Below are 13,246 nucleotides of genomic sequence, written 5' to 3'. Positions count from 1 at the left end.
ATTCTGTAAATAATCAATTATTTGTAAAAATATGTGATATATTTCTTCATGTTTATGAAAGGTTATTTTATAACAATGAAAAATGGAGGCATTAATATGTTGAAAAAAGTTTTTGCAATGAGCACAACAGTTGTACTAGCAGCGGGATTATTAAGTGGCTGTGGAACGAAGGAATCAAGCGCAAGTAAAAATGAAGATACGAAAAAAGGGTATGTACCGAAGACTTTAAATGTTCAATTTGTTCCTTCTCAAAATGCAGATACGTTAGAGGCGAAGGCAAAACCGCTTGAGAAGCTATTAAGTGATAAGTTAAATATTCCAGTAAAAGTTAGTATTTCAACGAACTACAATACAATTGTAGAAGCGATGGCATCTAAACAAGTAGATGTAGGATTTTTACCGCCGACAGCGTACGTATTAGCACATGAAAAGAAGGCTGCAAATGTAATTTTACAAGCACAACGTTTTGGAGTAGAGGATGAAACAGGAGCCCCTACAAAAGATTTAGTAGATTATTATAAATCTGAGTTTGTTGTTAAGAAAGATTCAAATATTAATAGTGTAAAAGATTTAAAAGGTAAAAAAATTGGCTATCAAGATGTAACGTCATCAGCGGGATATGTGTGGCCTGCAGCTGTTCTATTAAAAGAGGGAATTGATCCGTTAAAAGATGTGAAACCTGTTACATTAAAAGGTCACGATCAGTCGCTTATTGCTCTTTTAAATGGTGACGTAGATGCGGCTGTTGTATTCCAAGATGCTCGTAATATTGTAAAAAAAGATTATCCGAATATATTTGATCAAACGAAAATAGTGAAATTTACTGAGAAAATTCCGAACGATACAATTTCTGTACGATCTGATTTAGATGCAGAGTGGAGCAAGAAATTACAAGATGCTTTCATTGAAATTGGAAAGAATGAGGAAGGCCGTAAAATCATTAAAGAAGTATATTCACATGAAGGATATGTTAAATCTGATGATAGTAAATTTGATATCGTTCGTGAATATGGGAAGAAAGTAAAAACGCAATAATACATATGGAAATGGCAGCTAGCTGAAAGGGGATGTTTTCAGTTAGTTTGCCGTTTTGAATACATAGAAGGTAGGTAAGATGTGTGATAGAGTTTCGAAATGTCTCCAAAGTGTATCCAAACGGTACAAAAGGATTGAATAATATAAACTTGAAAATTCAAAAAGGTGAGTTTGTTGTAATGGTAGGGCTGTCTGGAGCTGGAAAATCTACACTTCTCAGATCCGTAAATCGTCTTCATGAGATTACCGAAGGAGAAATCATTATTGAAGGTGAGTCTATTACTGCTGCGAAAGGAAAAGGATTAAGGCGTATGCGCCGGGATATCGGTATGATCTTCCAAAGTTTTAACCTTGTAAAGCGATCAACAGTATTAAAAAATGTATTAGCTGGTCGTGTTGGATATCATTCCACATTACGTACAACGTTAGGTTTGTTTCCGAAAGAAGATGTGGAGCTCGCATTTCAAGCGTTAAAAAGAGTGAATATTTTAGAAAAAGCATATGCACGTGCTGATGAATTATCAGGAGGACAACAGCAACGTGTATCAATAGCTAGAGCATTGGCACAAGAAGCAAAAATCATATTGGCAGATGAGCCTGTTGCATCGTTAGATCCACTTACGACAAAGCAAGTATTAAATGATTTGAAAAAAATCAATGAAGATTTTGGAATTACAACAATTGTGAATTTGCATTCTATTGATTTAGCTAGGCAATATGCGACACGTATTATTGGATTACATGCAGGAGAAATTGTTTTTGATGGTTCAGTAGAAGAGGCGACAGATGAAAAATTTGCTGAAATTTATGGAGATGTAGCACAGAAAAATGAATTGTTAGAGGTGGCAGTTAAATGAGTGACGTAACGATATATTCGAAATCGATACCGAAGCCGCCGAGTAAGTTGAAACATATGTTAACGTTTATTTTAGTTATTTTAATGCTGTGGAGTAGTAGTGTACAAGTAGATGCATCATTTTCAAAACTGGTAGACGGTTTTCCCAATATGGTAGATCTATTGAAAGAGATGGTGCCACCTGATTGGAGTTATTTTCAAGTTATTACAACAGCGATGTTAGATACAATACGTATGGCGATTATTGGGACGACCTTAGGAGCGATTTTAGCTATTCCACTTGCACTGTTTGCAGCAAGTAATGTGTTTACTAACACATTTTTATACAGTCTAGCTCGAATGATTTTAAATTTGATACGAACGATACCAGATTTATTATTAGCGGCAATTTTCGTAGCGATTTTTGGAATTGGGCCACTTCCAGGTATTTTGGCTCTTACTTTTTTTTCAATTGGACTTGTAGCGAAATTGTTGTATGAGTCAATTGAATCAATTGATCCAGGTCCGTTAGAGGCGATGACAGCGGTAGGAGCTAATAAGGTGCAATGGATTGTTTATGGGGTAATTCCGCAAGTGAAAGCACATTTTGTCTCCTATGTTCTTTATACATTTGAGGTGAACGTACGTGCAGCAGCTGTTTTAGGTTTAGTAGGGGCAGGTGGTATTGGACTATATTATGATCGTACACTTGGATTTTTACAATATAAACAAACTGCTTCTATAATTATTTATACCCTTATTGTTGTTTTGTTAATTGACTACATTAGTACATTGTTACGGGAGAAACTATAATGAATAGAACGACGATGATTGTGCCAAAACCGAAGAAACCGAGTATATATCGCTGGATTATTTTAATAGCACTTACAGTTGTATATGTATGGGCCTTTTCAGGAGTACCATTAGAAGGGATAAAGGACACAGCAGGTGAAATCACGAAAGCAATTATGACAGGGATATTAAATCCAGACTGGTCGTATGTATCTTTGCCAGATGGTGAAGATTTATTACATGGATTAATTGATACGTTGGCAATTGCGATATTAGGTACATTTATTTCTGCATTTTTATCTGTTCCGTTTGCCTTTTGGGCGGCAACGAATATGAGTATTGGAAAATTAACTTCAGGATCTGGGAAATTTGTGCTTAGTTTTGTTCGTACGTTTCCTGAATTAGTTATGGCTCTTTTATTTATAAAAGCTGTTGGTCCAGGCTCTTTTGCAGGAGTATTAGCCTTAGGATTACATTCTATTGGAATGTTAGGAAAACTATATTCAGAAGGAATTGAAAACATAGATAAAGGACCGACGGAAGCGTTACTAGCAACAGGAGCAAACCGTTTTCAAATACTTTGGTATGCGGTGTTACCACAAGTGTTACCAGATTTTCTATCGTATACGTTATACAGATTTGAAATTAATGTACGATCCGCTGCGATTTTAGGGGTTATCGGAGCAGGAGGGATTGGTACACCTTTAATTTTTGCGCTGAGTTCACGGAATTGGTCTCGTGTTGGTATTATTTTATTAGGTATTATTTTAATGGTAATTATAATTGATTTGATTTCAAGCTCGATTCGGAAACGGATTGTTTAACTTATTTGAAAAGCATCGAAGTTAGATGCTTTTTGTGTTTTTAAAAACGTATTAAAAAAAGTAAGTATAGAAGAAATTTGTATAAATATACAGATAATTCCCTTTCTTTTTAAAATAAAAATAATGAAAAAGTATGTCATATTGAATGCCCATACATTCCCGGGAACATTGATTTTTTTATAAAAAACCAAAAAAATATCAACATATTTGTCGATACATGTTGTATAATCTTGCGTGGGAAGCTATCATATAAATGTATAAAACGTTTACTAATATAAGCGAAGGGAAGAATAGCATGTCACATTCAATCGAACAACTTTCTATCAACACGATTCGCACATTATCCATCGATGCGATTGAAAAAGCAAACTCTGGTCACCCAGGAATGCCAATGGGTGCAGCACCAATGGCTTATACATTATGGACTCAATTTATGAAACACAATCCAAATAACCCAACGTGGTTTAACCGTGATCGTTTCGTATTATCTGCAGGTCATGGTTCAATGTTATTATACAGCCTACTTCACCTATCTGGTTATGATGTAACAATGGATGACTTAAAGAACTTCCGTCAATGGGGAAGCAAAACTCCAGGACATCCTGAGTACGGTCATACAGCTGGTGTAGATGCAACGACTGGTCCACTTGGACAAGGTATTGCAACTGCTGTAGGTATGGCAATGGCTGAAAGACATTTAGCTGCTAAATATAACCGTGATGCGTATAGTGTAGTAGATCATTATACATACGCTATTTGTGGTGATGGAGATTTAATGGAGGGCGTTTCTGCTGAAGCATCTTCATTAGCTGCTCATTTACAATTAGGTCGTCTTGTTGTGCTTTATGATTCAAACGATATTTCATTAGATGGCGATTTAAATCGTTCATTCTCTGAAAGTGTAGAAGATCGTTACAAAGCATACGGATGGCAAGTAATCCGTGTTGAGGATGGAAACGATATTGAAGCAATCGCGAAAGCAATTGAAGAAGCGAAAGCTGACGAAAAACGCCCAACGCTAATTGAAGTAAGAACGACAATTGGTTTCGGTTCTCCAAACAAATCAGGAAAATCAGCTTCACATGGTTCTCCACTTGGTGTAGAAGAAACGAAATTAACGAAAGAAGCATATGCTTGGACTGCTGAGCAAGACTTCCACGTAGCAGAAGAAGTATATGACAACTTCCGTAAAACAGTACAAGATGTTGGTGAAACTGCGCAAGCTGAGTGGAACACGATGCTAGGTGAATATGCACAAGCATACCCAGAATTAGCAAACGAATTCCAAGCAGCAATGAACGGTCAACTTCCAGAAGGTTGGGAGCAAAACCTACCAACTTATGAATTAGGATCAAAAGCAGCAACTCGTAATTCTTCTGGTGCTGTAATTAATGCAATTGCAGAGTCTGTACCATCATTCTTCGGTGGATCTGCTGACCTTGCTGGTTCTAACAAAACATACATGAATAACGAAAAAGACTTTACAAGAGATGATTACAGCGGTAAAAACATTTGGTACGGTGTACGTGAGTTCGCAATGGGTGCAGCAATGAACGGTATTGCACTACATGGTGGTTTAAAAACTTACGGTGGTACGTTCTTCGTATTCTCTGATTACTTACGTCCAGCAATTCGCCTTGCAGCATTAATGCAATTGCCAGTAACGTATGTATTCACACATGACAGTATCGCTGTTGGTGAAGATGGTCCAACACATGAACCAATCGAGCAATTAGCAGCGCTTCGTGCAATGCCAAACGTTTCTGTTATCCGTCCTGCTGATGGTAACGAATCTGTTGCAGCTTGGAGACTTGCTTTAGAATCTACAAACAAACCAACTGCTTTAGTATTAACTCGTCAAGACCTTCCAACATTAGAAGGTGCAAAAGATGATACGTATGAAAAAGTAGCAAAAGGTGCATATGTAGTTTCTGCAAGCAAGAAAGAAACGGCTGATGTAATCTTACTTGCAACTGGATCTGAAGTAAGCCTAGCTGTTGAAGCTCAAAAAGCATTAGCAGTAGACGGCGTTGACGCAGCGGTTGTCAGCATGCCATCTATGGATCGCTTCGAAGCTCAAACTGCAGAGTACAAAGAATCTGTATTACCAAAAGCAGTAACAAAACGTTTCGCAATCGAAATGGGTGCTACATTCGGATGGCACCGTTACGTAGGTCTTGAAGGAGATGTGTTAGGTATCGATACATTCGGTGCTTCTGCTCCTGGTGAGAAGATTATGGAAGAGTATGGATTTACTGTAGAGAACGTTGTTCGTAAAGTAAAAGAAATGCTTTAATGATTTTAGAAAAATCTCTCCGGCATGGAGAGGTTTTTCTATGTAAATGAGTTTTTTCGACAGAAAAAGTTTTTTATCTCTCCGCAGTCAGACAATCATTGCAAATTTTCTTATATATAATGAAGAGAAAAGGTTGTCCAGATTGGGAGTGGAAAAATGAAAACGTATGAATTGTATTTAATTCAAGAGGATATTGCGAAAGCTTATTTTGGTCGTGAATATTTGTTTTTTGATTTATTTGCTCGATTTTCAGAATCTGGGTCCCTTTCGGAGAAAAAAGTGTTATATAAGCAAATGATGTATATAACGATGCCATTGCAAGTAATGAAAATTCATCATAAATTAGAACAAGCTTTGCGCGTTCTTGGTAAATATGATAGAACACATCATACACATACACTTTATACGGGAGCGGAGTACGGCGAAATAATGGTGAAACCGCACTATATTCGTATGAATACCTCTGGAAATGTCTCTATGGAAACAACATTCTTTGAGGTGTTAAGAAAGTGTGAATTAACATTTTTAGCTATGGATTATGAAAATACAAAGTACGGATGGCTGAATCCTCTAAAACAAGTACGAACATATGTGTAAAAAATGTCGAATTGTATCTTGTCTTATTGAAAAGGTTTTAGTACACTGTAAGGTAGACAACATGAAGGAGGAAAATATATGCCAATTTGGTTAGGTATTCTAGTGGGCGTAGTAGCACTAGTAGCAGGCGTGGCGTTAGGATTTTTCATTGCCCGCAAATATATGATGAATTACTTACAAAAAAATCCACCAATTAACGAACAAATGTTAAAAATGATGATGATGCAAATGGGACAAAAACCTTCCCAAAAGAAAATCAATCAAATGATGAGCGCAATGAACAAGCAACAAATGAAATAAGCGCTAAAAGACACTCGCTAAGAGTGTCTTTCTTTTTGTTAGTTATAGTTTTTAAAACTTTTAAAAATTCTGTATTTTTGGTAAACTGAAAACATCGCTCATTTTAAGGGAGGAGGAAAAAAATGAAAGTGTTTATGAATTTAGCGTGGTTTTTTAAACAAGAAAAACGAGCGTACATAACTGGAATTATTTTATTGTTTGGCGTTGCACTTTTAGAACTTGTAGCACCAAAAGTAATTGGAATCGTTGTAGATGAAATTAATGATGGAACATTGACGACCGATAAGTTACTAAAATGGGTTGTACTATTAGTAATTGTAGGCATTACGATGTACATATTACGTTACATATGGCGTATTATGATTTTCGGGTCTTCATTAAAATTAGCTCGCCAATTACGAAAAAATTTATATGAACATTTTACAAAGATGAGTCCATCTTTCTATCAGTCAAATCGAACAGGTGATTTAATGGCACATGCGACCAATGATATTCAAGCGATCCAGCAAACTGCTGGAGCAGGTGTTTTGACGCTTGTTGACTCATTAGCTGTCGGAGGATGTGTACTCGTAGCGATGGGTTTTACAATTAGCTGGAAGTTAACATTATTAAGTTTAATTCCAATGCCGATTGTAGCTATTTCGACAAATTATTATGGAACTTTATTACATAAAAGGTTTCATAAAGCACAGCAATCGTTTTCGGAAATCAATGATAAAGTGCAAGAGAGTATGAGTGGAATGAAAGTGATTCGCTCGCTTGGACAAGAGAAAGAAGATTTGCAGGCGTTTCGAAGAAAATCAGAAGATGTTGTACATAAAAATGTGTTAGTTGCACGTATTGATTCGTTATTTGATCCGACAATCTCTCTTATCGTTGGATTTTCTTTTTTAATCGCAGTATGTTATGGATCGGTATTAGTTGTAAGAGGTGAATTAACAGTAGGTGATCTCGTTACATTTACGACATATTTAGGTACCCTCGTTTGGCCAATGTTAGCGTTTGGATGGTTATTCAATATTATGGAGCGTGGGCGTGCTTCATATGACCGTGTAGAAAAAATTCTTTCACAAAAATCAGATGTAGTAAATAGCGAAAAAGCTGTACAGACAATAGCGAGCGGTAATGTTTCGTTTGCCGTTGATTCATTTTCGTATAAGAAAAATGAATTGTTACATTTAAACGATATTCACTTTGATTTGAAGAAGGGCGAAACGCTAGGAGTTGTAGGACGTACAGGCGCAGGGAAAACAACTTTATTAAAATGTTTAATCCGTGAGTATGATCATTTTAATGGTGAATTAAAAATTGGGGGGCGAGATATTCGAGATATAACACTTCATGGTGTCCGTTCTGCCATTTCATACGTGCCGCAAGATCATTTTTTATTCTCAGCAAGTATTGGTGAGAATATTGCCTTTGGAAAGGCGGATGCTACATATAATGAAATTACCCAAGCTGCAGAGATTGCTTGTATTCATAATGACATCCTCCAATTTTCAGAAGGATATGAAACAGTAGTAGGGGAAAGAGGTGTTTCGTTATCTGGTGGTCAAAAACAGCGAATCTCTATTGCTCGTGCTTTATTAACAAATGCTGAAATTTTAATTTTGGATGATTGTTTATCAGCAGTAGATGCAAAAACAGAAGAGACGATTTTAAGTGCCTTAAAGAGGGAAAGAGCAGGGAAAACGACGATTATTACTGCACACCGATTAAGTGCAATTCAGCATGCCAATCTTATTCTTGTTGTTGATGAAGGTAGAATTGTACAAAGAGGTACACATGAGGAATTAATGAAGGAAAACGGCTGGTATAAGGAAATGTATGAAAGCCAGCAATTAGAAGCTTTAGTCGAGAAAGGAGGCGTATGATGGTAGAGAAGAAGCGAAGTGATTTAAGTAGATTGCTTTCCTATATGAAGCCATATAAAGGGTTGCTATCTTTAGCATTTATCTTTTTAGTTGGTGCGACAGTAACGGAAATGATGGGTCCTTTTTTAATTAAACAATTCCTCGATGAACACCTAGTACCGCGGGATTTTGAACGATCAGCGCTCGTTACTTTATTTGTAATTTACATAGTTGCTCATTTATTAAAAGTATTATTTACGTATTTAAATCTATTGTACTTTCAGAACATTGCTTTTAAGATTGTTCAAGATATGCGAGTTGAAGTATATGAACATGTTCAAAAGCTGTCATTAAGTTTCTTTGATCGTACGCCGATTGGTACACTTGTATCGCGTATAACAAATGATACGGAAGCGATTAAAGATTTTTATGTTAGTGTATTATCAACATTTGTGAAAAATGTAGTCTTTTTAGTAGGTATTTTAGTAGCGATGTTTTTATTAGATGTAAAATTAGCGCTATTTTCTCTCGTATTAATTCCGATAATGTTTGCGATTATGGTATTATATCGCCGGAAAAGTGCAGCTTTTTATTTAGAAGTACGTAATCAACTAAGCGTGTTAAATGCAAAGTTGAACGAGTCCATACAAGGAATGAATATTGTTCAAGTGTTCAGACAAGAAAAACGTATGAGAAAAGAGTTTGAAGAAGTGAATAATAAACATTATAGTGCAGGGCGACGTACTTTGAAGTTAGACGCATTACTTTTACGACCAGCTACGGATTTAGTGCATATTGTAGCTATTGCGTTAGTACTAGGTTTATTTGGGATTGATGCTTTAAAGAGCCCTGTTGAAGTAGGAGTTTTATATGCTTTTGTTAACTATATACATCGTTTCTTCCAACCTGTAAATGAGATGATGATGAAATTGTCCTTTTTCCAACAGGCACTTGTTTCGTCATCACGTGTATTTCATTTAATGGACGAGAAAGATTTAGCACCGGTTCAAAAAGGCAATGAGAATCCTCAAGTTGTGGATGGGGATATTGAATTTAAAAATGTTACTTTTTCATATGATGGAAAGCGTGACGTTTTAAAAAATGTATCATTTCACGTGAAACAAGGGCAAACGGTTGCTTTTGTTGGGCATACTGGTAGCGGAAAAAGTACGATTATGAATTTGTTAATGCGATTTTATAATATTAAGTCAGGAAATATTGTAATAGACGGTGTAGATTTAGAAAAATTTGAAGAACGAGAAATTAGAAAGAAAATAGGACTCGTATTGCAAGATGCATTTTTATTTGCTGGAAATGTAAAGCAAAATATTCGTATGTATAATGAAGAAATTACGGATGAAGAAGTAAAAGAAGCTGCTCGATTTGTGCAAGCAAATACGTTTATTGAAAAGTTACCAAAACAGTATGAAACAGAAGTAGTAGAAAGAGGTGCAGCATTTTCAAGCGGTCAACGACAATTAATTGCTTTTGCTAGAACGATAGCAACGAATCCGAAAGTATTAGTATTAGATGAAGCAACAGCTAATATCGATACAGAAACAGAAGAGGCTATTCAAACAGCGTTGCAACAAATGCGAAAAGGTAGAACGACGATAGCCATTGCGCATAGGTTATCTACAATTCAAGATTCAGATCAAATTTTTGTGATGCATGATGGAGAGATAGTAGAAAGAGGAACACATCAAGAATTACTAAGTGAGCAAGGTTTGTATTATAATATGTACTTGCTACAAAATAAAGTGAGTTTGCAAAAGGCCTTGTAATACAAGGTCTTTTTTATTTTGTATACAACATATGTTTACTCTTTGTTTCTATAGCATAAATGTTGTGTCCTCTTATGAAACTTGTACATATTGTATGTATACGAAGTAAAAAAATTGATAGGAGATTTTATATGCAAAACAGATCAAGTTCAAATGTTACGTTTATTGATGTGTCTCATTGGGAAGGGAATATTGATTGGAATGCAGTGAAGGCATCTGGAATTCCAGCAGCGTATGCAAAAGCGACAGAAGGTGTAAACTACATTGATCCTACTTTTACTAAGAATGTACAAGCAGCACGAAATGCGAATGTATTAATTGGTGCATACCATTTTGCACGCCCAGAACAAAATGATGCAATTTCAGAGGCGAAATATTTTGTGGGTATATTACAAAATAACCAGACAGACTTAATGCCAGTTCTGGATTTAGAATCACCAACAGATCCGAGCAACAGTAATTTAACTGGTAACGCTATATCGAATTGGGCAAGAAGCTTCATAAATTATGTGAAACAGGCTACTGGAAAAGATGTAATGTTATATACAGGAGTTTGGTATATTAATGAGTTCGGAATTAGCGGATTAAGTGATATACCGCTTTGGATTGCTAAATACTCGAGTACACCGCCTGCTGATGCTGGTGGATGGACAGCGTGGACAGCGTGGCAGTACACAGATTCTGGACAAATTTCAGGCGTAGGAAATTGTGATGTATCAGCTGCAGTTTCATTAGAAGCTTTAAAAGGGAATGGAGCAAGTGGTGGAGGTAATGTTTCCCCGCCTAATAATGCAACTCCAGTGTACGGGGTTGCTATAATTAATGGAGATAATGTGAATTTGAGAAGTGGACCATCTTTACAGTCTAGTGTAATTCGCCAATTGAATCGTGGCGAAACATATGAAGTTTGGGGAGAACAAGATGGATGGCTTTGTTTAGGGACAAATCAGTGGGTATATAATGATCCGAGTTATATTCAGTATAAACATTATGTGGCGACTATTACTGGTGATAATGTAAATTTGCGTGATGCTCCATCATTAAATGGAAATGTTATAAGACAGTTACATCAGGGTGAATCGTATCGAGTGTGGAGTAAGCAAGATGGATGGCTTTGCTTAGGGACAAATCAATGGATATACTACGATCCGAGTTATATTCAGTATGGTGTACAATAGAGTGAAAATAAAAGGTGCCCCGTCAGAGGTGCCTTTTATTAAAAATATACAACTTTTACAAAGTCTATATCGAAACCATAGTATACTATAGTAGATATATTTATAAAAAATAATCGAAAATGAAATAAAGGAGTAAAAATATGAATTATGTGCTAATAGGTGCGATTTTAATATTATTAGCTGTAGCATTTGTGCTGTTTTATAAAAATAAACAGTTAGAATCAGAGAGTCAGCAAGTAGAATTTGAAAAGGAACAAGCGATTGAAACGTATAAAAATGAAATTGCAGCTACAGTGATAGAGCATAAAGAACAACAAAATAATTTAAAAAATATGGAACAGAAAAAATACAATGATTTACAAGTAAGTGCAAATAGAGAAATTGAAAATATGCGTATGATGAAAAATCAATTAGCTATGCAGCATAGTAAAGAACGTAGTGAAATACAAAATAAACATAATAACGAAATACATATGTTTCAAAAATTAATTGCAAATTTACGAGAATATACTAAAAACGGTGCTGAAATGAATACGTACGAAACATTACATTATATGAAGCGAGGATTCATAGAGCAAGGCATCATATTAGATGCTGAAATTCAAATCATGCCGAATGTTTTTATTAAAAATAATAGTGAAATAAACGATAATCGAATCCATCATCTCATCTTGTGCAAAACTGGTATTTATCTACTTGAGACGAAAGAATGGGAAGAGAAATTAATTCATGGTTTAACGAAAGAAAATGCTGGTATATATTCATTTATGATTGATGAAATGGGTAAGTATCAACAAGAAGTTGAAAAAGAAGAGACATTTGAATATATAGTAGGTAAAGATTCGTCAACTATACAAGTGAAAAATGAAGGAAATCCAGTATATAAGGCGAAGAAACTATCTCAAATTTTATACAATTGTTTGAAAGAAATGCAGGCTAATAGTATAAAAGAAAAGGTAAAACCAGTTGTATATTTTTATAATGAAAATGGAAAAGAAATAATAGATCTTTCTAGTGAGGAAACACCTAGATTAAAAAATCGGGAGCAAATTGTAACGTTCTTCAGAAATGAAATCTTAGCAGGGAAAGTAGTATATACAGTGCAAGAATTAGAACAGATTCGAGAAATGATTAGCCGGATGAATTATATAGTGAGTTAAAAGGGGAGATCTTTCTGAACGCTATGCTACGTGGCATTTTGTATGTCTATTTTTGTTTGTATATAGTAATGTACATTCTATTTATATTCGTCATTGATATGGTCCATATACCCTTAAGTGTAAGGAGCATTTTTGTAGTATTCATACCATTTGTTTTATTAGTCATGATTCAAAGGGCTATTTTATATGTTTCTAAAAATCGTAATGAAGAAAAGAAGCAAATGGTGGGGGTTTTAATAGTAGCACTCATACCATTAATAGTGTGCACTGTACAACTAAGTGTAAATGAATATACATCAAAGTTTAATCAAAATAGATGGTTAAATCATGCAGATAAGCGGGTATATATGGTAGATGATCTATTACAAAAATATAAATTAATAGGGAAATCAAATGAAGAAATTATACAATTGTTAGGAGCTCCAACGGAAACGAGAAGTGGGGAAGAAGGAGTTACCACTTTGTATTATCTTGGGACTGAACGTGGCTTTATTCCAATAGATAGCGAACAGCTTGTTTTCCAATTTGATAGAGATGGAAAAGTCATGGAATATACGGTGCATAAAGATTAAAGAAACGTAGAGGGAAGCTA

At 35.4% G+C, this 13,246-nt stretch carries 12 protein-coding genes; all 12 read left to right on the top strand.

The genetic code is table 11. The features are described 5' to 3' along the window. The first annotated feature begins 96 nt into the window (after positions 1–96). The 12 genes from AB6801_RS16410 (at position 97) to AB6801_RS16355 (ending at position 13,226) form a co-directional block, all read left to right on the top strand. Positions 97–1,035 (top strand): phosphate/phosphite/phosphonate ABC transporter substrate-binding protein, encoded by a 939-nt coding sequence (locus AB6801_RS16410; RefSeq protein WP_000915064.1) that lies wholly within the window; start codon positions 97–99, stop codon positions 1,033–1,035. 83 nt (positions 1,036–1,118) lie between these two features. Then, complete coding sequence (phnC, locus tag AB6801_RS16405; RefSeq protein ID WP_000569247.1) at positions 1,119–1,892, top strand: phosphonate ABC transporter ATP-binding protein; 774 nt, start codon at positions 1,119–1,121, stop codon at positions 1,890–1,892. Continuing rightward, complete coding sequence (gene phnE, locus AB6801_RS16400; protein WP_001286376.1) at positions 1,889–2,683, top strand: phosphonate ABC transporter, permease protein PhnE; 795 nt, start codon at positions 1,889–1,891, stop codon at positions 2,681–2,683. Before phnC ends, phnE (AB6801_RS16400) begins: the two co-directional genes overlap by 4 nt. Beyond that, the gene (phnE, locus tag AB6801_RS16395) at positions 2,683–3,486 is read left to right on the top strand and encodes a phosphonate ABC transporter, permease protein PhnE (protein WP_001082387.1); all 804 of its coding nucleotides are present in this window, start codon (positions 2,683–2,685) and stop codon (positions 3,484–3,486) included. The genes phnE (AB6801_RS16400) and phnE (AB6801_RS16395) overlap by 1 nt, the downstream gene beginning before the upstream one ends. A 295-nt stretch (positions 3,487–3,781) precedes the next feature. Further along, positions 3,782–5,782, top strand: a complete 2,001-nt coding sequence (gene tkt, locus AB6801_RS16390) for a transketolase (protein ID WP_000019782.1) — start codon at positions 3,782–3,784, stop codon at positions 5,780–5,782. 156 nt (positions 5,783–5,938) lie between these two features. Next, positions 5,939–6,379 (top strand): sporulation inhibitor of replication protein SirA, encoded by a 441-nt coding sequence (gene sirA / locus AB6801_RS16385; RefSeq protein WP_000860645.1) that lies wholly within the window; start codon positions 5,939–5,941, stop codon positions 6,377–6,379. A gap of 78 nt (positions 6,380–6,457) precedes the next feature. Further along, on the top strand, positions 6,458–6,679 hold the full coding sequence (locus tag AB6801_RS16380; RefSeq protein ID WP_001123317.1) for a YneF family protein: 222 nt from the start codon (positions 6,458–6,460) through the stop codon (positions 6,677–6,679). 122 nt (positions 6,680–6,801) lie between these two features. Further along, entirely contained in the window at positions 6,802–8,553 is a 1,752-nt protein-coding gene (locus AB6801_RS16375; protein WP_097999069.1) for an ABC transporter ATP-binding protein, read from the top strand. Further along, the gene (locus AB6801_RS16370; protein ID WP_000229523.1) at positions 8,553–10,316 is read left to right on the top strand and encodes an ABC transporter ATP-binding protein; all 1,764 of its coding nucleotides are present in this window, start codon (positions 8,553–8,555) and stop codon (positions 10,314–10,316) included. The genes AB6801_RS16375 and AB6801_RS16370 overlap by 1 nt, the downstream gene beginning before the upstream one ends. Positions 10,317–10,447: 131 nt before the next feature. Further along, complete coding sequence (locus tag AB6801_RS16365; protein WP_001181392.1) at positions 10,448–11,494, top strand: GH25 family lysozyme; 1,047 nt, start codon at positions 10,448–10,450, stop codon at positions 11,492–11,494. Between the two features lie 140 nt (positions 11,495–11,634). Beyond that, a complete protein-coding gene (locus AB6801_RS16360) occupies positions 11,635–12,654 on the top strand; it encodes an NERD domain-containing protein (RefSeq protein ID WP_097999070.1) in 1,020 nt (339 codons plus the stop codon). Positions 12,655–12,677: 23 nt separating this feature from the next. Further along, positions 12,678–13,226, top strand: coding sequence for a hypothetical protein (locus tag AB6801_RS16355; protein ID WP_000943752.1), 549 nt, complete (start codon positions 12,678–12,680; stop codon positions 13,224–13,226). The last annotated feature ends 20 nt before the right edge of the window (positions 13,227–13,246 follow it).

This window comes from Bacillus sp. RCC_6_1, assembly GCF_041360755.1.
GTDB classification, from domain to species: domain Bacteria; phylum Bacillota; class Bacilli; order Bacillales; family Bacillaceae_G; genus Bacillus_A; species Bacillus_A cereus.
The sequence above is the reverse complement of the archived record's forward strand: the minus strand, read 5'-3'. Positions and strand labels throughout refer to the sequence as shown.